The following is a 21317-nucleotide window of genomic DNA, read 5'->3' as shown; positions in this document are numbered from 1 at the left end:
GGCCGCTGATCAGGCGCGTATGTGGGCGAATCGTTAGAATTCTGGCATGGCAGAGAGGCAGATCGCGGCGACTGCACCCGAGCTCGTCCTCGAAACCGAGACGGGCTCGACGGTGATGAGTCCGAACCACGACTACCGCGTCGGGCGCGATCCGCTGTGCGATGTCGTGATCGACGACGTCCGGGTCTCCTGGCACCACGCGGTGCTGCGGCCCGACGCCGATCACTGGACGCTGGAGGACGAGAACAGCACGAACGGCACGTACGCCGACGGCCGGCGCGTCCACGAATGGGGCGTCGGACCCGGGAGCGTCATCCGCTTCGGCAGTCCCGCCGACGGCCCGCGCGCCGTCCTCGTGCGCCGCCCGCCACCCGCGGCCGAGCGCCCCTCGGCCGTCTCCGTGCCGGCCGCCACCGGCACCTTCAGACAGCCGACCACCGTACGGCCGCTGCCCACCCGGACCGTACGGATCGGGCGCGGCGTCGACAACGACCTGGTCATCGACGACCTGATCGCCTCCCGGCACCACGCCGAACTTCTGGCCCGGCCCGACGGGACGTACGAGATCGTCGACCTGGGCAGCCACAACGGCACGTTCCTCAACGGCCAGCCTGTCGAGCGTGCCCCGGTCACACCGGGTGACATCGTCGGCATCGGGCACTCCGCGTTCTGTCTCGTCGGCGACCAGCTGCAGGAGTACGTCGACAGCGGCGAGGTCTCCCTCGATGTCCAGGGCCTCGTGGTCGAGGTCGACCGGGGCCGCAAGACTCTCCTGGACCAGGTGTCCTTTCCCGTCGGCGAGAAATGTCTGCTCGCCGTCGTCGGACCGAGCGGCGCCGGGAAGTCCACACTCCTGAACGCGCTCACCGGCCAGCGGCCCGCCGACCACGGCACCGTGCTCTACGACGGGCGTGATCTCTACCGCGACTACGCCGAACTGCGCCAGCGCATCGGACTCGTCCCGCAGGACGACATCCTGCACGCCCAGCTCACCGTCCGCCGCGCTCTCACCTACGCCGCGGAACTGCGCTTTCCGCAGGACACGGCCAAGGCGGAGCGCAAGGCCCGGGTCGACGAGGTGATCGGTGAGCTGGGCCTCGAGCAGCGCGCCGACCAGCCCATCCACAGCCTGTCGGGCGGACAGCGCAAGCGCGTCAGCGTGGCCCTGGAACTGCTGACCAAGCCGTCCCTGCTCTTCCTCGACGAGCCGACCTCCGGACTCGACCCGGGGATGGACCGCTCCGTGATGCACATGCTGCGCGGCCTCGCCGACGACGGCCGGACCGTCATCGTGGTCACCCACAGTGTGCTCAGCCTGGACGTCTGCGACCGGCTCCTGGTCCTCGCACCGGGCGGCAAGGTCGCCTACTACGGGCCGCCCGACGACACCCTCGCCTTCTTCGGCTACCGGCAGTGGCCCGAGGCGTTCGAGGCCTTCGAGCGCGACAAGGACCGGGACTGGGCGACGGAGTACCAGGACTCGCCGTTCCACCGCCAGTACATCGACAACTCCAGCTCACAGCCGAGGATGGCGGACGACGCCACCGGCAGGCTCGTCGGACCGCCGCCCAAGGCCCAGAGCTGGGGCTCCCAGCTGCGCACCCTGGTCCGCCGCTACGCCGCCGCGCTGAGCGCCGACCGGACCTTCCTCGCCATCATGATCGCCCTGCCGTTCGTCATGGGCGTGATGGCGCGGGCGCTGGCGGGCAGCAAGCTGACCCAGGAGACGGCGATGAACGCGCTGCTCATCCTGTGTGTCGGCGGCGTCCTGACCGGCGCGGCCAACGCCGTGCGCGAACTGGTCAAGGAACGGACGATCTACCAGCGAGAACGGGCCGTCGGCCTGTCCAGATCGGCGTACCTGATGTCCAAGGTCGTCGTCCTCGGCGCCATCACGGTGCTCCAGGCCGTCGTGCTCACCCTCGTCGCCCTGTTCGGCGTCGACCTCAACGCGCCCGGCGGCGAAGGGGTTCTGATGCCGCCGCTCGTGGAGATCACCGTGGCGGTGGCGCTGCTCTCGTTCACCGCGATGATGCTCGGCCTCCTCGTCTCCGCCGTGGTGCGCAAGGAGGAGGTGACGATGCCGCTGCTGGTGCTGCTGGCCATCGTCCAGGTGGTGTTCTGCGGCGCCCTGCTGAAGCTGCACGGCGTGCCCGGCGTCGAGCAACTGTCCTGGCTGGTGCCCTCCCGCTGGGCCCTGGGCGCGATGGCCGGGACCGTCGGCCTCTCCCGGATCGTCCCCGGCGAGCTGACCGGTGACCCGCTGTTCCGGCACTCGACCGGCGTCTGGCTGCTCAACATGGGGATGCTGATCGTGCTCTCCGTCGTGTTCGGCTGGCTGGTCGCCAGGCTGCTGCGCCGGCACGAGCCCGCGGTCATGCGGAAGTAGGCGCCGATGACGAGCCCCGGCTTCCGCCCCACGCACGTGGTTCCGCAGGACGGGCTGCCCGCCTGGGAGACGCCGGACCCGTCCCGGCCCACCGTTCCCCTCGACGCGCTGCTGCCGGTCGAGCTCGTCGACCGGCTGGGGGACTGGGGGCGGGTGCTCTGCGCGAACGGCTGGTCGGCCTGGGTCGACGGACGGCTGCTCATCGCCGTACCGCAGGGACCGCCCGCGGCGAGCAGCCCCCTCGCCCGCACGGCCGATCCGCGCCCGCTGCTGGCCCGTGTCGAGGAGGCCCTCGCCTCGTACCGGAAGGCGGTCGAGGAACTGGCGTCCGGGCAGCTCGACGGGGAGGCCTTCGCCGTCCGCACGGAGGGCCACCGGATCGGGGTGGTCGTCGACGGCGAGTCGCTGTGGCTGTACGACAGCGAGCACGAGCGGTGGGTGTACTGCGACGGGACGCGGCTGAGCACCTTCGCGGCCGAGCGCATGCCCGCGAGACCGCACAAGGTCGGGCAGCCGCAGCCGCAGCCGCAGCCGCAGCCGCAGGGCCAGGAGCAGGACCAGGACCAGGGCCCGCCCCAGGACCAAGGTCAGGAGCACAAGCAGCAGAGCCAGGGCCCGCCCCAGCGCCGGGAGCAGGACCAGGGCCCGGACCGGGAGCGAGAGCCGGAACAGGTGCCGAGGAAGGCGCACGAGCACGAGCAGGACCCCACGAGGATCGTGAAGGAAGTCGCCTCCGGCGGACACGAACCCACCCGCCTGGTCACCTTCGACGGCGACGAGCGGGGCGAGGACTGATGGACGGCGCCGGGCGCGACCGGGGTGACGGCTGATGGACGAAGGGGCCCGGCGCGACACCAGTCTGTTCTCGGGGCGGCCCTCCGATCTGATCGGACGGCAGATCGCGGACTACCGGATCGAGCGGGAGATCGGCCGCGGCGGCATGGCCGTCGTCTACCAGGCCAAGGACCTGCGCCTGGACCGTACCGTCGCCCTCAAACTGCTCGCCCCGGAACTCGCCCGTAACGACACCTTCCGCGGCCGCTTCACCCACGAGTCGCGGGTGGCCGCCGCCATCGACCACCCGCACATCGTGCCGGTCTTCGAGGCGGGCGAGACGGACGGCGTCCTGTACATCGCCATGCGCTACGTCGCCGGGCGCGATCTGCGCCATCTGCTCGACCGCGAGGGACCGTTGCCGGTCGCGGTGGCCGCCCGGATCGGTCTCCAGGTGGCCTCCGCCCTCGACGCGGCCCACGACCACGGCCTGGTGCACCGGGACGTGAAACCCGGCAACATCCTGGTCGCCCAGGGCACCGACAGCGACCACCCCGAACACGTCTATCTCACGGACTTCGGCCTGACCAAGAAGTCCCTGTCGCTGACCGGGTTCACCAGCGTCGGGCAGTTCGTGGGCACCCTCGACTACGTGGCACCGGAGCAGATCTCCGGCAAGCCGGTCGACGGCCGCTGCGACGTCTACAGCCTCGGCTGCGTCGTCTACGAGACGATGGCGGGCAAGCCCCCCTTCCAGCGCGACGACGACATGGCGCTGCTGTGGGCCCACCAGTACGACCAGCCACCGGCCCTGACCACGAAGCGCCCCGACATCCCGGACGCGGTCGACGCCGTGCTCGCGAAGGCGCTGGCCAAGAGCCCCGACGACCGGTACGACTCGTGCCTGGCCTTCGTGAGCGCGCTGCGGATCGCCGCACGGGGTCCGCTGACCGGAGGCGGCACCGGGTCGCGGACGGACGCCGGGGCCGCCCCGGCACCCGGACGGCCCGGGCCGCCGCCGGAGCCCCCGGGGTGGGCCCGGCCGGTGTTCAGGCGCTGAGTTCAGGCGCGGAGGAGACCCCGCCGCCCGCCGACGGCACGGCTGCCCGCCGCGGCCGGGATCAGCGGGACTCCACCTCACCCTTTCGGCGGACGCCCTTGGCCAACAGAGCGCCGAGGAAACCGGTGACGAGCCCCCACAGCACGGCGAGGCCGAGGGCGCCCCACACCTGGGGTTTCAGGAAGAGCTCCCCGTTCAGGCCGCCGCCGATGTCGCCGAGGCCGAGGATCGACAGGCCGTAGTGCGCCGAGATCCGGCCGAGGAGACAGATCATGAGCACCGTCAGCGCGAGCGCGACCGCCATGTGGAGGGCGTGCTGCCAGGCGCGCGTCCGGGCGGGTGAACGGGCCGCCATCAGGAACGCCGCCCCGAGGAGCAGGACGGCGTCGACGGCCAGCAGCCACCAGATCCTGCCGTCGTAGTCGCCCAGGGTGCGGAGATTGACCGCGGAGACGTCCGGCGTGCGCAGCACCTCGTCGAGCACACGCGGCATCGGCAACCCGAACGGCCCATCCACCCGTCCGTTCCAGGTCGCGCCCAGACCGACGGTGAACGCGAGCCAGACGAGGTTGGGCAGACCGAGGAGCATCACGGCGAAGGTCTCGGACACATGCCCGCGGGTCGCCGCCACCGCGAGCCCGATGACCACACCGAGGCCGACGCATGTGAGCAGGAGGACCACCATGGCGTACGCGGCCGGTCGCACCGACTCCTGGAAGCGCAGCAGTCGGGCGGGGAGCGGCGCGCCCCGCGCGACGAGCAGGGCGATCACGAGCACGCCCAGGAGCCACAGCACTCCGAAGACCAGGGTCTGCGCCACGTCGGCTTTGAACCCCACCTCGGGCGTTGCGCCGAACAGGTCGCCGATGGCGCTGATGGTGCCGTCCCCGAGGTCGACGGTGAAGTTCTGGCGGGCCGCGACGGCAGGCCCGATCAGGGCGAGCAGCCACAGGACGGCGATCCGGCCGGCCCACCCGGCCAGTTCCGGCGCGCCGGCCACGGCGCGGTGCCGCAGTGGCCGCAGGAATCCCGCGCCGAGCACCAGCGCACCGGCCAGGGTCACCGACAGGGGAATCACCGTCAGGCCCGCCTTGGTCTCGGCGATCGCTCCCGCGTCGCCGGTGAACTCGATCGTGCCGCCGACCGCCGTCACGACGGTGGCCGCGACCACGCGCGGATAGGCGTTGTCGGGGAGGTCCATGGCGCCGGACGCCCACAGCCCGAGGGCGGCGACCACCCCCATGAGGAGCAGCCCGGCCAGAACGGTCACGAGGGCCTGGAGCCAGCCGTGACGGGCGGCCGGACGCGCACCGCTGCGGTGGGCCGGCTGGTCGGACGGTGTCTGGGGACTCACGCTGCCACGCTAAGCAGCACCGACGGGCTCCGCCCCTCGGGAGGGCCGACCGCGTCGGCTTGCGGGCATCGCCGGACCGGAGCACACAATGGGTTCGTTATGGAAGAAAGCGTCGCAAAACACCTGAGCGGCGTGGCATCCCTCCGTCGGGAAGAAGAGCTCGTGAGTGTCGAACCGCCGTCCTCCGGCCGCCCCACCGGACCGCCTTCGGGCCCGCTGTCGGGTCCGACCCAGCCGAGCCCGACCCAGCCCGTCGGACGCCCGCCCGCCGGACCGCCCGGCGGCGCGTCCGGCGCGGGCGGCGGAGCCGGAGGCACGGGAGGCGGTGGCACGGGTGGCCCCTCCGGGCCCGGCGGTGGAGCCGATGGGCCCGGAGGTGGAGCCGGCGGGCCCGGAGGGGCGGGCGGCGGACCCGAGCGACCCTGGTGGCGGTCGGCGCCGCGCGTCGCGCTGATCACCGGTGTCGTGGCGGCGGCGGTGATCCTGGGCCTGGTCTTCACCACCGGCAACGGCGGCAGCAAGAACACCGGCGGTGAGGTGTTCCTGCAGTCCGCGAGCAAGACCGGGCCCGATCCGTTCACCGAGTCGACCGCCAACGACAGTTCCACCGAACCCCAGACCCCCTCGACTCCGGCCGCGTCGGCACCCGCCAACGCGACCCGGGCCGTGACCGGCTCCGCGCCCGGCCTCTACGGCGGCACCCGCAACGTCGCCAGCTGCGATGTGGAGAAGCAGATCAGCGCGCTCCAGGCGGACCCGGCGAAGAACAAGGCGTTCGCCTCGGTGGAGGGCATCCAGCCGGACGCGGTCCCCGCGTACCTGCGCTCCCTGACCCCCGTACAGCTGCGCATGGACACCCGCGTCACCAACCACGGCTACCGCAACGGTGCCGCCACGAGCTACCAGGCCGTCCTCCAGGCCGGCACCGCCGTCCTCGTGGACGCCCGCGGTGTGCCCCGGGTGCGCTGCGCGTGCGGCAATCCGCTGCTGACGCCGGTCCCGCAGAAGGGCACCCCCAAGCCGACCGGCGACTCGTGGCCGTCGTACCGCTCGCAGAACGTCGTGGTCGTCGCGCCCTCGACGACGATCATCAACGTGTTCGTCATCTTCGACCCGGACAACGACGAGTGGATCGCCCGGAACAGGGGTGACGACGGCAAGCACGACAAGAAGACGCATCCGCCGGTGAACCCCTCGCCGTCGGTGAGTGTCTCGAACTCCCCGTCGCCGTGCGCCTCCTCGCCCGGCGGTACGCCGTCGGCACCCGGAAGCTGCTCGCCGAGCTCGCCGTCGTCCGACAGCTCGTCGCCGTCCTCGTCCTCGTCTTCTCCTTCCTCGTCCTCTTCCTCGCCGTCCTCCGTGAAGCCGGAGAGTCCGTCCAGCGAGCCTCCGTCGACCGTCACGGAGTCGGCCCCGTCGTCCGGTTCGGCGTCCGAGAGTCTGACGACACAGTCGTCGGCGGCGTCCTCGGCCGGTTCCTCTCCCGCGTCGGCCAACGGCGCGCCGTGGTACTCGGCGACGGCCCCCGAACTCTGAGGAGCGGCCGTCGGGATGCCGGGAGCACCGGCAGGTCGCGCCCGCGCCCCGCGGCGTTCCGCCGGATTCACCGAGAGCGCAATGCCGGTCCCTTCCCGTACGGCCCGGCGCTTCTAGGCTGAAGGGGTGAGCAACCACATGCCGAACGAAGCCCGCGTCATCCCGCTGCGCCGGGCAGCAGCACCGCCGGCGCCGTCCCGGACCCCCGCGGCGGCCGACGCCCCGGGACGGGTACCGCAGCGGCCCCGGCCGGTCCTCGCGCCGGGCCGGGGACCGGCGCCTGCCGCTCCCACGGGCAAGGAGCCGTTGTGGCGCGACCTCGTCGGTGACGTCCTGCGTCGCGAGCGCCTGGCCCAGGAGCGGACGCTCAAGGATGTGGCCGACGCGGCCCGTATCTCCATGCCCTACCTCTCCGAGGTGGAGCGCGGCCGCAAGGAGGCCTCCTCGGAAGTCCTCGCGGCCGCCGCGCGCGCCCTCGGCCTCGGCCTCACCGAGCTGCTGTCGCTGGCCCAGCACGAGCTGGCCCGCCACACCCGGGCGGTGTCCGGCCGGGGCCGCTCCGCCACGACCTCGGCCTCGCGGTACGACGGCATGTGCCTCGCCGCCTGACCCGGCAGGCCCGGTGACGCCACGGCTCAGATCAGGGCGAGACGGCGGCTCAGGATCTCGTCCGCGAGCCCGTACGCCACGGCCTCCTGCGCGGTGAAGATCTTGTCGCGGTCCATGTCCGCGCGCAGGGTGGCGATGTCGTGGTGGGTGTGCCGGGCGAGAACCTCCTCGACCTGCGAGCGGATACGGAGCATCTCCTTGGCCTGCAGGCTCAGGTCCGACACCGTGCCCTGGCGCCCGCCGCTCGCCGGCTGGCCGAGCAGGACGCGGGCGTGCTCCAGGACGAACCGCCGTCCGGGATCGCCCCCGGCCAGCAGCACCGCGGCCGTGGAGGCGGCCTGCCCGACACAGAACGTCGAGATCGGTGCCTGCACGAAGGTCATCGTGTCGTAGATGGCCATCAGTGAAGTGAAGGAGCCGCCCGGGGAGTTGATGTAGATCGCGATCTCGCTCTCCGGACTCGACGACTCCAGATGGAGGAGTTGCGCGATGACGACGTTGGCGACGCCGTCGTCGATCTCCGTGCCGAGAAAGATGATCCGCTCGGAGAGCAGCCGGCTGAAGACGTCGTACGACCGTTCGCCCTGCGGGGTCCGCTCGACGACGTTCGGAATCGTGTACGTACCCATGTCAGAGTCCCATCCGTCGCCGTGACGCGGCCGGGCGGACGTCGTCGAGCGACTCCACGACCCGGTCGACCATGCCGTACTCCTTGGCCTGTTCGGCCGTGAACCAGCGGTCGCGGTCGCCGTCCGTGGAGATCGTCTCCTCGCTCTGGCCGGTGTGTTCCGCGGTGATCCGTTCGATGGCCCGCTTCGTGAACTCGAGGTTCTGCGCCTGGATCTCGATGTCGGCGGTGGTGCCGCCGATGCCCGCGGAGGGCTGGTGCATCATGATCCGCGCGTTGGGCAGCGCGAAGCGCTTGCCGCGCGTCCCCACGCTGAGCAGGAACTGCCCCATGCTCGCCGCGAAACCCATCACGAGCGTGGAGACGTCGTTGGGGATCAGCCGCATGGTGTCGTAGATGGCGAGGCCCGCCGTCACCGATCCGCCCGGACTGTTGATGTACAGGCTGATGTCGGTGCGCGCGTCCTCGGCGGACAGCAGGAGAAGCTGGGCGCAGACCCGGTTCGCGGAGACCTCGTCGACCTGGGTGCCGAGGAAGACGATCCGCTGGGCGAGCAACTGCGCGGCCAGATGGTCGTCGAAGCGGGTCGCGGGGGTGTCGCCCTCCTCGGCCCGCGGCGCGTGGGCCGGATACCGGCCGGTGATGAGGGGAGTCATGGATCCTCCTAGTCGTGACGCGGCAGGCGTCGCCGCTGACTCCACTCTCGGTCCGTCGGCGGTGCGGGTCCGGCTTTCTCGGCCGGCAGCAGATTCGCTGTGGGCAGAGCCCGAAAGCCCGGTGGCGCAGAGCGGTTCCGGCGCTTTCCTCAGGAGGTCTCGCGGAGTTCGCGGAAGAACGCCCGGACGTCCGCGACCAGCAGGTCCGGTTCCTCCATCGCGGCGAAGTGGCCGCCCCGGTCGAATTCGGTCCAGCGGACGATTCTGTCGGTGCGTTCCGCGACATGGCGCAGCGCGACGAAGTTCTCCTCGGGAAAGACGGCGAGCGCGGTCGGAGCGACCGACGGCTCGGGCGGTGTGCCCCAATAGGCGGCGTGGGCGCGCTCGTAGTAGATCCGCGCGGAGGAACCTGCCGTGCCGGTCAGCCAGTAGAGCATCACGTTGGTGAGCAGAAGATCCCGGTCGACGGCGTCCTCGGGACGGTCTTTCGAGTCCGTCCACTGCCGGAACTTCTCCGCGATCCAGGCGAGTTGGCCGACCGGCGAGTCGGTGAGGGCGTAGGCGAGCGTCTGCGGCCGGGTCGCCTGGATCGCCGCGTACCCCGCTTCGTCACGGTTCCACTCCTGGCCCCGCCGCCAGGAGGCGAGGGTGCGCTCGCGCTCGACCGGGGGCAGCGCGGCCAGTTCCTCGGAGGCCGGCTCGGTGACGGCGGACGAGCCCGGCAGCAGATTGAGGTGGACGCCGATCACCCGGTCGGGGTGGGCCCGCCCCAGTTCGCGCGAGACGGCACCGCCCCAGTCCCCGCCCTGCGCGCCGTAGTGCCGGTAGCCGAGACGGTGCATGAGCTCGGCGAACGCGGCGGCCACCCGGGTGAACTCCCAGCCGGTGTCCCGCGTCGGCCCCGAGAGCCCGAATCCGGGAATGCTCGGCACGACGAGATGGAAGGCGTCGGCCGGATCGCCGCCGTGCGCGCGCGGATCGGTCAACGGCCCCACGACTTCGGTGAATTCGACGATCGAACCGGGCCAGCCGTGGGTGATGATCAGCGGGGTCGCGTCGGGTTCCGGAGAGCGGATGTGCGCGAAGTGCAGACGCGCCCCGTCGATCTCGGTGGTGAACTGCGGCCAGGTGTTGAGGCGGGCCTGCGCCGCGGGCCAGTCGTACGTGTGCCGCCAGTACCGCACGAGGTCCCGGAGGTAGTCCCTCGGGACCCCGTAGGCCCACCCCACGCCGGGCAGTTCGTCGGGCCAGCGGGTGCGGTCGAGGCGTTGGTGCAGGTCGTCCAGGTCGCTCTGCGGGAAGTCGACGCGGAACGGATGGACGCCGGAGGTGTCGGTGAAGTTCATGTCCGCGGATGCTAACTCCGCGCGAGGCGCGCCCGGCATCGAATTTTCCCGGCGCCGGAAGCCCCGTCGGCTCGGGATCACCGGCCGGTAGCAGCCGGTGGAGGGGACAGCTCCGGGCGGGCGCGGCCGCCTTCGTGCGCGCGCGGCAGATGAGTTTTCGGACGAGGATCAGTCGACAGTAGTGACGACGTTTCCCGTCCGAGGAGGTACGCATGCCCGCCGACGGTTTCACCACCTGTCTGTGGTTCGACGGCCAGGCCGAGGAGGCCGCCCACTACTACGTAGCGATCTTCAAGAATTCCAGGCTCGGCAGGATCGGCCGCTACACCGAGGCCGGGCCCGGACCCGCCGATTCGGTGCTGGCGGCCGAGTTCGTGGCCAACGGCCAGAAGTTCGTCGCGCTCAACGGAGGGCCGCAGTTCACGTTCGACGAGGCGATCTCCTTCCAGATCCACTGCGCCGACCAGGAGGAGGTTGACCACTACTGGAACAGGTTCATCGAGGACGGCGGTGAGGCGGGCCCCTGCGGCTGGGTCAAGGACAAGTACGGACTGTCCTGGCAGGTGGTGCCCGCACGGCTCATCGAGCTGATCAGCGACCCGGACCAGGAGAAGGCGGGCCGCACGACCCGGGCGATGCTCCAGATGTCCAAGCTGGACATCGCGGCCCTGGAGAAGGTGTACGCGGGGGAGTAGGCGTCCGGCGTCGCGGACCGGGCGGGCAGCACGCGGGTGCCCTGCGCGGCGTGTGCTCCGCCCGCCCAGGCCCCGCCCGGTACGTCGGCGGCATGGGCCAACCCGAGCACAGTGCCGGACACGCTCGCGGGGCCCGGCCTTCCCCGAACGGTGGGGCGGTGCGGTGGCGTTGTCCCCGGGCACCGCAGAATGGCGGTCCACGGCCCAGGGGAGGACCACGCGTGTCGCGCCACCACGAGCTGAAGTACCGGACGGTCACGGCGTTCCAGCGACGGATCGGCAATCCCGTCCTCAAGCGGCTGCCGGTGCAGACGCTCATCGAGACGACCGGACGCACCTCGGGCCTGCCGCGCCGGACGCCGATCGGGGGCCGGCTGGTCGGGCGGGAGTTCTGGTTCGTCTCCGAGTACGGAGACCGGTCGCAGTACGTGCGCAACATCCTGGCCGATCCGCGCGTCCGCGTCCGCGTCAGAGGGCGCTGGCATGCCGGCACCGCCCATGTGCTCCACGGGGACGACGCCCGCGCCCGGCTGAAGACCCTGCCCCGGCTCAACAGCGCCGCCGTCCGGTTGGTCGGCGCCGGGCTCACCACGGTGCGCGTCGACCTCACCGGCTGACCGCGTCAGGCCGTGTGGTTCCGGGGACGGATCCGGGCCGCCAGCACCGCCACGTCGTCCTCCGCGTGCCGGGCGTCGAGCTTGACGAGCACCTCGTCGAGCAGCTCGTCGACCCCCGCACCCGGAGGCACCCGCACGGCCGCCAGCCGCGCCAGCGACTCGTCGATGTCCTCGCCGCGGCGCTCGACGAGTCCGTCGGTGAACATCACCAGGGTGTCGTCGGGGGAGAGGTCACGGGTCACCTGCTCGTAGCCGCCCACCCCCGTGCCCAGTGGCGGTCCGACCGGCAGCGGCAGCAGTTCGCCGGAACCGTCCCCGGCGAACAGGACAGGGGGCAGATGTCCGGCTCCCGCGATCGCCGCGGTGCCGCGCGCCGGATCGACCCGGACGAGCAGACAGGTGGCCGGACGCCGGGTGCCGTCCTCGGCGACCGCCGCGTCCAGACGGCGCAGCACCCGGTGGGGCGGCAGGTCCGTGGAGGCGACATAGCGCAGCATCGAGCGGTACGCGTTCATGTCCACCGCCGCGTCCAGACCGTGGCCCATCACATCGCCCACGACGAGCAGGGTCCGCCCGAAGTGCAGCCGTACGGTCTCGAACCAGTCCCCGCCCACCAGGGTGCCTCCCCCGGACGGCAGATAGCGCGTGGCGAGGTCGAGGTTCGGATGCGGCCGGCCCGGTTCGGCGAGCAGCGCCCGCTGGAGGTCCAGGACCGTGCTGCGGACGGCGTTGTGGCGGCGGGAGTGACCGAGGTGGACGGCCGCGAGGCGCGCCGCGTAGTGCGCGCCCGACATGGCCGCGTCGGTGAACGCCGCTCCCCGCCGGACGGCGAGCAGCACCCCGTAGAGGCGTCCGTGCGCGAGCAGCGGCACGGTCATGACCTGCCGCGGGATCCGCCCCGACAGGTCGATCGAGGAGGCGATCGGATGCCCCTCGTCGAGTGCCCGGACGGACAGGGGGCGCGGACCGCCCGACGGGGTGAGGAGCCGGGTGTCGCCGGCCGCCGCGACGCGGGAGAGGTCCGGGGCCGGGGAGTGGTGGTCGGCCACGACATCCGTGGGCAGCAGGTCCACCGCGGCGGCCTCGCAGAAGTGCCGGTGGACGAACGTCGCGAGCTCCTCGCAGGTGGTCCGTTCGTCGAGCGTGGTGCCGATCGACTCGACGGCGTCCTCCATGGCGCCGAAAGGCACCCCCGCACCCGCAGTGCCGCCACCGCCCGGGCCCGCCATCGCACCTCCACCGAAGCACCGCCTGGGTCCATCCACGCACGCGGTCGGCGTGCCCGCATGCTCAGCTCTGCGGCGGCCGGTCGTTCACCAGCACCGCCGCCCCGTCGAAGCGGCCCGCCTTGAGATCGCGCAGGGCCTCGCGCGCCCGCTCCAGGGGATAGACGTGTGTCGTGGCGCGGATGCCGTGGCGGGCCGCGAGGGCCAGGAACTCCCGTCCGTCCTCGCGTGTGTTGGAGGTGACGCTGCGCAGCTCCTTCTCGTAGAACAGGTCGCTCTCGTAGCGCAGTGGAGGGACGTCGCTCAGATGGATCCCCGCGACCGACAGCACACCGCCCCGGTCCAGCGCGCGCAGCGCGACCGGGACCAGATCACCGACCGGCGCGAACAGGATCGCGCTGTCCAGCGGCTCGGGCGGCTCGTCGTACGCCCCGCGGGCGGAAGCGGCCCCCAGCGCGAGAGCCAGCCGTCGCGCGGCCGGGTCCCGCGTCAGGACGTGCACGGTGGCGCCCTGGGCGAGCGCGAGCTGCGCGCAGAGATGGGCGCTGCCGCCGAAGCCGTACAGGCCGAGCCGGCCGCCCGGCGGCAGCGCGGCCCTGCGCAGGGCCCGGTAGCCGATGATGCCCGCGCACAGCAGCGGCGCCAGGGCGACGTCGTCCACGCCCTCGGGCAGCCGGTAGGCGAACGCGGCCGGCACCGTCGTGTACTCCGCGTAGCCGCCGTCGGCGTCCCAGCCGGTGTACTCGGACGCGGGGCAGAGGTTCTCGGCCCCGCGCTCGCAGTACCCGCAGGTGCCGTCCGTACGGCGCAGCCAGGCGACGCCCACCCGGTCGCCGGGGGCGAAGCCGCTCACCGCGCCTCCGGTGCCCGCCACGACGCCGACGACCTCGTGGCCCGGCGTCACCCCGGGGCGGCGCACGGGCAGGTCGCCCTCACTGACATGCAGATCGGTGCGGCACACCCCGCAGGCGCGGACATGCACCAGCAGCTCGTCCGGCCCCGGCGCCGGCACCGGCTTCTCGACGAGGCGAAGGAGCTCTCCCTCGATCGGCCCCGGCTCCGCCACTTCCCACGCCCGCATCATCGCGTACCCCGTCCTCTGGACGACCAGGTCGGCCCGCCCTCCAGTGTCGTCCAGCGCCCGTTCCTCGGCGCGCGGCCCGCGCGAAGGCTGGCTAGCGTGAACAGCGCAACCGTTCACCGAACCGGAGAAGGTCGAGTCATGGCCGTACAGCCTGAAGGAACGCCCTGCTGGGCGGACGCGATGTTCAGCGATGTCGAAGGGGCCAAGAGTTTCTACGGAGACGTCCTCGGCTGGACGTTCGGCGAGGCGTCATCGGAGTACGGCAACTACACGCAGGCCTATTCCGACGGCAAGGCGGTGGCCGCCGTCGTGCCGCCGATGCCCGGGCAGGAGGGCCAGTCCGCCTGGTGTCTGTACTTCGCCTCACCCGACGCCGCCGCGACCGCCGAGAAGATCAAGGCCAACGGCGGTGAGGTGCTGATGGAGCCGATGCAGGTCGGCGATTTCGGCACCATGACGCTGGCCCGGGACCCCAGCGGGGCCGTCTTCGGCGTCTGGCAGGCGGGTGTGCACGAGGGCTTCGAATCGATCGGTGAGCCCGGCGCGTACGCCTGGGCCGAGGTCTTCACCCGTGAGCCCGAGAAGTCCGACCCGTTCTTCCCGGCGGTCTTCCCCTTCAGCGCCCAGCAGGTGCAGGACGACAACGTCGACTTCCGCATCTTCAGCATCGGCGACAAGCCGGTCCTCGGCCGGATGAAGATGACGGAGGAATTCCCGCCCGAGGTGCCGTCGTACGTCAACGTCTACTTCACCGTCGGGAACTGCGACGAGGCGGTGGCGAAGGCGACCGAGCGCGGTGCGATCCTGCGCTTCGGGCCGATGGACAGTCCGTTCGGCCGGTTCGCGGCGCTGAGCGACCCGCAGGGCGCGTCGTTCTCCGTCATCGACATGTCGACGACCCAGGGCGAAATGCCGAAGATGAACGACGTGTCCTGACGCTGTCCCGCGCGCGCGGGCAACCACACGCTTGCGGTATTCGTCCCTTCTTGTGGCCGTGGCACCCTCGGGTGGCCGGATCCCCCACCAGGACGGCGAGCGAAAGAGACCGCATGCTTCGCATTCACTTCACCTCGCACGATCTGCAGAACGTCCGCGTGGCCCGGCAGCCGGATCCGCTGTGGGAACTGATCTGCAGCGTCTGCCGGTTGGAGACCGGACAGGGGCCGCTGGAGTTCGGGCACTGGCGGCGCGCCGCCCGCGACCGTCTCGCCAAGGACGCGCTCGCGGGCCGCGCGCTGCGCCCGCTGCGGGCCCTGATCCCGGCGGCCGGGTACATCCCGGACTTCCTCACCCCGCCGGTCACCGGCGGCGGGCTGGCGGCCGGGCTCGACGCGTTACGGCGCACGCCGCGGGCGAGACTGACCGGTGAGCTGACCCGGCTGGCCGAGTCCCGTCCGCTGCCCACCTGGGCGACCTCGCTGGGCCGCCCCGGCAACGACACGCTCGGGTCCCTGGCGGGCGCCCTCGCCGCCTACTTCCGTACCCTGCTGGAGCCGTACTGGCCGCACATCCGCACAGCGGTCGGCAACGATGTCGACCTGCGCACCCGGACCGTCCTGGACGGCGGCACGCAGGCGCTGCTCGAGGGGCTGCGGCCGCTGGCACGGTGGCGGGCCCCGGTGCTCGAAGTGGACTATCCCACCGAGCGCGATCTGTATCTGGAGGGGCGCGGGCTGCTGCTCGTCCCCTCGTTCTTCTGCTGGCGCCGCCCGACCGCGCTGGCCGACCCCGGGCTCGATCCCGTCCTGGTCTACCCGGTGGCCAAGGCCCCGCTGACCGTGGCGCGGAACGCCGACGACGGGATCGAACGCCTGCTGGGCCGCACCCGGACCGCCGTACTGGCCGAGGTGGCGTCCGGCAGCTCCCGGACCACCTCCGAGGTCGCCCGGGCGGTGGGGATCGCGATGCCCAGCGTCAGCTACCAGATCAGCGTCCTGCGCGACGGGGGACTGGTGGCCAGCCGTCGTGACGGGAAGTACGTGCTGCACGCGGCCACCCCGCTCGGCCTGCGTCTGCTGGACACCGCCGGCTTCTCCGGAGTGCGGTGAGCCCGCGCCCCGTGGGCGGCGCCCCCGGCCGGGCGTGGCATGATCGGGGGCATGCCTGAACGCGTTGTGGCCGCCTGTGACGGGGCTTCGAAGGGAAACCCGGGACCCGCCGGATGGGCCTGGGTGGTCGCCGACGGGGACGAGACCCCGACCCGCTGGGAGGCGGGACCGCTGGGCACCGCGACCAACAACGTCGCCGAACTGACCGCGCTGGAGCGCCTGTTGACGGCGATGGCGCCGGACGTGCCGCTGGAGATCCGGATGGACTCCCAGTACGCGATGAAGGCCGTCACGACCTGGCTGCCGGGCTGGAAGCGCAAGGGCTGGAAGACTGCCGCCGGCAAGCCAGTCGCCAACCAGGAACTGGTCGCCCGGATCGACGAACTCCTCGACGGGCGCACGGTGGAGTTCCGCTACGTCCCCGCCCACCAGGTCGACGGCGACCGGCTGAACGACTTCGCCGACCGTGCCGCGAGCCAGGCCGCGATCGTGCAGCAGCCCGCGGGCAGCGACCTCGGGTCCGCGGAACCGCCCGCGTCGCCCGACACCCCCGCCCCCTCCGGAGCCTCCCGCCGCCGCCCCGCGGCCAAGACGCCCCGGCAGGGCACGTCGAGCCGCACCATCAAGGCCAAGTTCCCCGGCCGGTGCCTGTGCGGCCGTTCCTACGCGGCGGGCGAGCCCATCGCCAAGAACGCCCAGGGCTGGGGCCACCCGGAGTGCCGGACCGATGAGTCGGGCGACGCCTGACGCCCTGGCGTTCCCCGCGCCGCGGAGCCTTCGTCCGGCACCAGCTTCCCGTCCCTAATCCCTTGTGCGATCCGCCCGTTCAGTCCTCCGGGTGGATCGCGCCGTCGCATCCGGACGGTAGTGCGAACACGGTGCGTGTCGGGAAAGATGAGGGACCTTCGGCGGATGCCGGGGATCGGGGCAGGGGGGTGACAGCTGTTACGGACAAGGAACCGGAGGCGCGGCCCACGGTGGCCGCGCTCCTGGAGCGGCTCGCGGTCGCCACGAGGAGCGGCCCGGGAGTCGACTCGGCGCCCACCGGCACCGGTTGGCTCCCCGAGCCGGTGACCGCCATGCTCCGCGCGGTGACCGAGCGGACGCGGCCGCCGGCCTCCGAGGCGGCGGACGAGATCGTGGAGCCCGTGGGCAGCCCCTCCCGGCGGCGCGTACTCGGGTTAGGCGCCGCCGTCACCGGCCTCGTCCTGGCCGGCTGGAACATCCACGAGCTGGGATCCTCCGGCCGAAGTCCCCGGCCCGCCTCGGGCGAGCGCCTGTGGCGATTCCCTGTCGGAGGGCTCGTGTACGGGTCGCCCGCGGTCGCCGACGGCATGGTGTACATCAGCGGTTCGCGCAGCCTGTGCGCGGTGGACGTCTCGTCGGGCCGGGCCCGCTGGAAACGCCCCCTCTCCGGCGTCGGCCTCGGGTCGCCCGTCGTCGGCGACGGCGTGGTCTACCTCAACAGCGTCGACGACCACCTCTACGCCCTGGACGCGGCCACCGGTGAACAACGCTGGCGGGTCCTCGCCGCGGGCCCCGGTTCACCGGCCGTGGCCGACGGCGTCGTCTACGTCGGCGGGGCGGACGGCGGCCTGCACGCGGTGGACGCCTCGACGGGCGAGCGGCGTTGGGTGCACCACGCCGACAGCTTCGTGTCCGGGCGGCCGGTGGTGGCCGGCGGAGCGGTGTACGCCGCGAGCCGCGGGAGTCTGTACGCGGTGGACGCGGCCACCGGCGATCAGCGCTGGAGCCTCGCCACCGAAGGCACCGTGTTCGGCCCTCCCGCCGTGGCCGACGGCGTGGTCTACGCGGGCAGTGACAAGGGCACGCTCCACGCGGTGCGCGCGGCGGACGGCGAGCAGCGTTGGACGTCGCCCGACGTCGGCGCCGCGTTCTCGGCGCCGACCGTCGCCGACGGGGTCGTCTACGCCGGGACGGCCGACGGCAAACTGCGCGCGGTGGACACGGCCGGTCACGGGCGATGGAAGTTCTCGACCCGCAAGCGCGGCCTGGCGGCGCCCGTGGTGGCCGGTGAGGTCGTCTACATCGGCGCCACCGATCACCATCTGTACGCGGTGGACGCCGACACCGGTGCATCACGCTGGAGGTTCGACACCGGTGCGCCCGTCTACTCGGTGCCGGCCGTGGTGGACGGGGTGGCCTTCGTGAGCAGCGAGAACGGCTACCTCCACGCGGTGGCGACCTAGCAACGGCAACCGCAACGCGGTGGATACCCGGAGAGCGGCCGAGGCCCTGGGACGGAGAGGGGCGCGACCGGCGCCGGTCCGGTCCGCACCCGGCGGCCCGTGCCCCGGCGGCCCGTGACCGGTCGGCCCCCGGGCAGGGACCGCCGGGTACGGGCGGACGGGGATCAGGCGGGGATCAGGCGGCGTCGAACGTGTAGAACCCGGTGTGGTCGAGCAGGTCGGCCGGCCGCGTGTCGTTCCACGGCTTCATCGTCTCGCCCAGGTCGATGACGTTCGGGGTGCCGGTGAGCGGCAGATAGCCGGAGCGGGGGTGACGGCGCTGCCAGTCCGCCCACAGCTTGTCGATGAAGGCGTGGTGCAGCCAGAAGACCGGGTCGTTGGGGGAGACGCCGGTGGCCATCTGGCCGCCCACCCAAACGTGGACCCGGTTGTGCAGATTGACTCCCCGCCAGCCTTCGAGGTGATTGCGGAAGCCGTCCGAGGCGCTGTTCCAGGGCGCCATGTCGTACGTCTCCATGGCGAGCACGGAGTCCACCTCGGCGCGGGTCGGCAGTTCCCGGACCCCGGTGCCCAGCGATCTGCGCAGATAGGTACGGCTGTCGACGCGCACGTTGACCGGCCAGTTGCCCGCCGAGGCGGCGAACGGGCCGTCCATCACCCGGCCGTCCAGGCTGCGGCCGGTGCCGCCGAGGAAGTCGGGCGCCCAGAGGGACGAGCGCGCCGTACGGTCGCTGCTCCAGTCCCAGTAGGGCAGCGCCACCGACGGGTCCACTGACTGGAGGGCCCGCTCGAACTCGAGAAGGAATCTGCGGTGCCAGGGCAGGAACGACGGTGAACGGTGGCCCGTCCGCTCGCCGTTGTCGGTGTCGCCGAGGATGAAGGCGTTGTGCGTCGTGACGAAGGTGTCGTACTTTCCACTGCGCTTGAGCTGGAGCAGTGCGTCGACGAAGCGCCGCTTCTCGTCGGCGGTCAGGTTCGCCTGGTTCTTGCGTACGGTCATGTGCGGGACTCCACGATCTTCTTGCTGGGTGGTTCAGTTGGTGGTGATGGGCACGAGCGGCGCGCCCTGGAGCTCCACGACGGCGGCCCGTGCGGCGGCTCGCGGGGTGGGCACGGGGTCGTAGTGGCTGACGACGCTGATCCAGCTGCCGTCCGCGTTCGTCATCACGTGCAGCTCCTTGCCGTCGATGAACACGGCGTATCCGCCGCCGTGATGGTGACCGCCGCCGGTGACCGGGCGGCCTTCTATGCGGCGCCCCTGGTAGACCTCGTCGAATGCTTCCGGGCCGCCGTGGTGGTGGTCGGCCATGGACGAGCGCGGGGTGGTCGGCCGTTCCGGCGACGCGGACGCGGCGGACGCGGCGAGGGTCTGGGCCCCGGCGGCCGCGACGAGCGCGGCAGCGGCCCCGAGGGCATGGCGACGAGTGAGTTCCGGCATGCGGAGACCTCCTGTGATCAGCTGTGTTGATGACCCGATATGCCTATCGGGTCGTCAAAGAGCGGGAGAAATCGCCGAATGTCGGTTGGCTGTGATCCGGACAATCGCGTACATGTCGTGCAAGGTTGAACGAAGATGATCTTGTTGTCCCGGGTGTTCGTGACGCGGCGGCGGCCGGAAATCCTCCTGCCGGGAGGCCCGATGTCGATGATCTTGCGGCCGCGACCTGTGGCCAGTGGCCCGGCTCACGCCCGCGATCTGGCGTGAACTCCGGGGATGGCACGCCCTGCTACCCTTCGTGATCAACTGACCGCTTTGTGCAACATAGGGGAGTGCGCGTGAAGATCGCGTGCGTCGGTGGCGGACCCGCAAGCCTGTACTTCTCGATCCTGATGAAGCTCCAGGACCCGTCCCATGACATCACCGTCCATGAGCGGAACCCGGCCGGATCGACCTACGGCTGGGGCGTGACCTACTGGGCGGGCCTGCTCGACAAGCTGCGCGAGGGCGACCCCGTGTCCGCGCTCGCCGTCAGCGAGAACTCGGTCTCCTGGAGCGACGGGGTCGCCCATGTCGGGGGCCGCACGACCGTGCACCCCGGTGACGAGGGATTCGGTATCGGCCGCCGTCGGATGCTCGAGCTGCTCGCCGAGCGGGCTCGCTCGCTGGGGGTCCGTGTCGAGTACGAGCGGGAGATCGAGGCCGACCGGCTGCCCGACGCCGATCTCGTCGTCGCCGGGGACGGAGTCAACAGCGCCCTGCGCGAGCGCCACGCCGGCCACTTCGGCAGCGAGTTCGACCTCGGGCGCAACTACTACATCTGGCTCGGCACCACCAAGGTCTTCGACTCCTTCACGTTCTCCTTCGTGGAGACGGACCACGGCTGGATCTGGTGCTACGCCTACCGCTTCGGTGACGACCGGAGCACCCTCGTCGTCGAGTGCTCCCCGCGGACCTGGTCCGGCCTCGGACTCGACGCGGCGAGCGAGTCCGACGGTCTCGCGCTGCTGGAGAAGCTCTTCGCCGACCTGCTGGACGGGCACGAGCTGATCGGCCGGGCGCAGGCCGACGACACCGCGCGGTGGCTCACCTTCCGCACCCTGACCAACCGGACCTGGCATCGCGGCAACCTCGTCCTGCTCGGCGACGCCGCCCACACCACCCACTACTCGATCGGCGCGGGCACCACCCTCGCCCTGGAGGACGCCATCTCCCTCGCCCGAGCGCTGCGGGAGCACGACGACCTCGAAACCGCGCTCGCGCAGTACGAGCGGGAGCGCAAGGCGGAGCTCCTGTCGGTGCAGAGCGCGGCCCGCCACAGTGCGCAGTGGTACGAGAACCTGCCGCGCTACATCCGCCTTCCGCCGGCGCAGATGTTCGCGTTGCTCGGGCAGCGGCACTCGCCGCTCCTGCCGTACGTCCCGCCGCAGCTGTACTACCGGATCGACCGCGCCGCCGGACAGCTGGAGGCGCTGCGCCGCCTCAAGCGCTGGCTCGGGCCGAAGGTGGCCCGCGGCGTGCAGGCCCGCGCGCGCCGGTAGACACCCTCGGGCCACCTCGCGAGAAGCCGGCGGCGTTTGAGGTGAATGACAATTCACCGCTATGGTGAATTGTCATTCACCTCGTTCTGTACGTCTACTTCTGGAG

Annotated in this window: 20 protein-coding genes; 12 read left to right on the top strand and 8 right to left on the bottom strand. The window is 71.9% G+C overall.

The window, feature by feature from the left end:
* Nucleotides 1–46: 46 nt before the first annotated feature.
* The 3 genes from OG788_RS05330 to OG788_RS05320 are packed head-to-tail and all read left to right on the top strand — an operon-like array spanning nucleotide 47 to nucleotide 4223.
* A complete protein-coding gene (locus OG788_RS05330; protein ID WP_406369316.1) occupies nucleotides 47–2389 on the top strand; it encodes an FHA domain-containing protein in 2343 nt (780 codons plus the stop codon).
* A gap of 6 nt (nucleotides 2390–2395) precedes the next feature.
* Nucleotides 2396–3184, top strand: coding sequence for a hypothetical protein (locus OG788_RS05325; RefSeq protein WP_406369315.1), 789 nt, complete (start codon nucleotides 2396–2398; stop codon nucleotides 3182–3184).
* A gap of 34 nt (nucleotides 3185–3218) precedes the next feature.
* Nucleotides 3219–4223 carry a serine/threonine-protein kinase gene (locus OG788_RS05320; RefSeq protein WP_406369314.1) on the top strand — a complete coding sequence of 335 codons (1005 nt, stop codon included), beginning with the start codon at nucleotides 3219–3221 and terminating at the stop codon, nucleotides 4221–4223.
* A 61-nt stretch (nucleotides 4224–4284) separates the two neighbouring features.
* On the opposite strand, the gene OG788_RS05315 is transcribed toward OG788_RS05320, so the two are convergent.
* Nucleotides 4285–5577: a streptophobe family protein gene (locus OG788_RS05315; protein WP_406369313.1), complete on the bottom strand. Its 1293-nt coding sequence runs from the start codon at nucleotides 5575–5577 to the stop codon at nucleotides 4285–4287.
* 162 nt (nucleotides 5578–5739) lie between these two features.
* Here OG788_RS05315 and OG788_RS05310 point away from each other — a divergent pair, with 162 nt between their 5' ends.
* Together OG788_RS05310 and OG788_RS05305 are read left to right on the top strand one after the other, a co-directional pair.
* Nucleotides 5740–7113 (top strand): DUF6777 domain-containing protein, encoded by a 1374-nt coding sequence (locus OG788_RS05310; RefSeq protein ID WP_406369312.1) that lies wholly within the window; start codon nucleotides 5740–5742, stop codon nucleotides 7111–7113.
* 126 nt (nucleotides 7114–7239) lie between these two features.
* Nucleotides 7240–7722 (top strand): helix-turn-helix domain-containing protein, encoded by a 483-nt coding sequence (locus OG788_RS05305; RefSeq protein ID WP_406369311.1) that lies wholly within the window; start codon nucleotides 7240–7242, stop codon nucleotides 7720–7722.
* Nucleotides 7723–7748: 26 nt separating this feature from the next.
* Here the strand turns inward: OG788_RS05305 and OG788_RS05300 are convergent, their stop codons facing one another.
* From OG788_RS05300 to OG788_RS05290, 3 genes are all read right to left on the bottom strand, one after another.
* Nucleotides 7749–8351 carry an ATP-dependent Clp protease proteolytic subunit gene (locus OG788_RS05300; protein WP_351546496.1) on the bottom strand — a complete coding sequence of 201 codons (603 nt, stop codon included), beginning with the start codon at nucleotides 8349–8351 and terminating at the stop codon, nucleotides 7749–7751.
* Between the two features lies 1 nt (nucleotide 8352).
* Complete coding sequence (locus OG788_RS05295; protein ID WP_406369310.1) at nucleotides 8353–9006, bottom strand: ATP-dependent Clp protease proteolytic subunit; 654 nt, start codon at nucleotides 9004–9006, stop codon at nucleotides 8353–8355.
* Between the two features lie 149 nt (nucleotides 9007–9155).
* Nucleotides 9156–10352, bottom strand: coding sequence for an epoxide hydrolase family protein (locus OG788_RS05290; RefSeq protein WP_406369309.1), 1197 nt, complete (start codon nucleotides 10350–10352; stop codon nucleotides 9156–9158).
* Nucleotides 10353–10564: 212 nt separating this feature from the next.
* Here OG788_RS05290 and OG788_RS05285 point away from each other — a divergent pair, with 212 nt between their 5' ends.
* The gene (locus OG788_RS05285; protein ID WP_406369308.1) at nucleotides 10565–11047 is read left to right on the top strand and encodes a VOC family protein; all 483 of its coding nucleotides are present in this window, start codon (nucleotides 10565–10567) and stop codon (nucleotides 11045–11047) included.
* 221 nt (nucleotides 11048–11268) lie between these two features.
* Nucleotides 11269–11664: a nitroreductase/quinone reductase family protein gene (locus tag OG788_RS05280; protein WP_351546484.1), complete on the top strand. Its 396-nt coding sequence runs from the start codon at nucleotides 11269–11271 to the stop codon at nucleotides 11662–11664.
* Nucleotides 11665–11669: 5 nt separating this feature from the next.
* Here the strand turns inward: OG788_RS05280 and OG788_RS05275 are convergent, their stop codons facing one another.
* Together OG788_RS05275 and OG788_RS05270 are read right to left on the bottom strand one after the other, a co-directional pair.
* The gene (locus OG788_RS05275) at nucleotides 11670–12854 is read right to left on the bottom strand and encodes a PP2C family protein-serine/threonine phosphatase (RefSeq protein ID WP_406369307.1); all 1185 of its coding nucleotides are present in this window, start codon (nucleotides 12852–12854) and stop codon (nucleotides 11670–11672) included.
* A 100-nt stretch (nucleotides 12855–12954) separates the two neighbouring features.
* On the bottom strand, nucleotides 12955–13971 hold the full coding sequence (locus OG788_RS05270; RefSeq protein ID WP_406376673.1) for a zinc-binding alcohol dehydrogenase family protein: 1017 nt from the start codon (nucleotides 13969–13971) through the stop codon (nucleotides 12955–12957).
* A gap of 141 nt (nucleotides 13972–14112) precedes the next feature.
* Between OG788_RS05270 and OG788_RS05265 the strand changes: the two genes are divergently transcribed.
* The 4 genes from OG788_RS05265 (at nucleotide 14113) to OG788_RS05250 (ending at nucleotide 18232) form a co-directional block, all read left to right on the top strand.
* Nucleotides 14113–14910 carry a VOC family protein gene (locus tag OG788_RS05265; RefSeq protein ID WP_351546478.1) on the top strand — a complete coding sequence of 266 codons (798 nt, stop codon included), beginning with the start codon at nucleotides 14113–14115 and terminating at the stop codon, nucleotides 14908–14910.
* A 113-nt stretch (nucleotides 14911–15023) separates the two neighbouring features.
* Entirely contained in the window at nucleotides 15024–16022 is a 999-nt protein-coding gene (locus tag OG788_RS05260; RefSeq protein ID WP_406369306.1) for an ArsR/SmtB family transcription factor, read from the top strand.
* A gap of 39 nt (nucleotides 16023–16061) precedes the next feature.
* Nucleotides 16062–16769: a ribonuclease H gene (locus OG788_RS05255; RefSeq protein WP_406369305.1), complete on the top strand. Its 708-nt coding sequence runs from the start codon at nucleotides 16062–16064 to the stop codon at nucleotides 16767–16769.
* Nucleotides 16770–16957: 188 nt separating this feature from the next.
* Complete coding sequence (locus tag OG788_RS05250) at nucleotides 16958–18232, top strand: PQQ-binding-like beta-propeller repeat protein (protein ID WP_406369304.1); 1275 nt, start codon at nucleotides 16958–16960, stop codon at nucleotides 18230–18232.
* Between the two features lie 175 nt (nucleotides 18233–18407).
* Here the strand turns inward: OG788_RS05250 and OG788_RS05245 are convergent, their stop codons facing one another.
* Nucleotides 18408–19232, bottom strand: a complete 825-nt coding sequence (locus OG788_RS05245) for a tyrosinase MelC2 (RefSeq protein WP_351546462.1) — start codon at nucleotides 19230–19232, stop codon at nucleotides 18408–18410.
* A gap of 33 nt (nucleotides 19233–19265) precedes the next feature.
* Nucleotides 19266–19670 carry a tyrosinase cofactor gene (locus OG788_RS05240; RefSeq protein WP_406369303.1) on the bottom strand — a complete coding sequence of 135 codons (405 nt, stop codon included), beginning with the start codon at nucleotides 19668–19670 and terminating at the stop codon, nucleotides 19266–19268.
* Between the two features lie 338 nt (nucleotides 19671–20008).
* Here OG788_RS05240 and OG788_RS05235 point away from each other — a divergent pair, with 338 nt between their 5' ends.
* Nucleotides 20009–21211, top strand: coding sequence for an FAD-dependent monooxygenase (locus tag OG788_RS05235; RefSeq protein WP_406376672.1), 1203 nt, complete (start codon nucleotides 20009–20011; stop codon nucleotides 21209–21211).
* The last annotated feature ends 106 nt before the right edge of the window (nucleotides 21212–21317 follow it).

The sequence above is a fragment of the Streptomyces sp. NBC_00647 genome (genome assembly GCF_045207245.1).
Lineage (GTDB): Bacteria > Actinomycetota > Actinomycetes > Streptomycetales > Streptomycetaceae > Streptomyces.
This window is presented reverse-complemented; position numbering and strand designations above follow the sequence as displayed.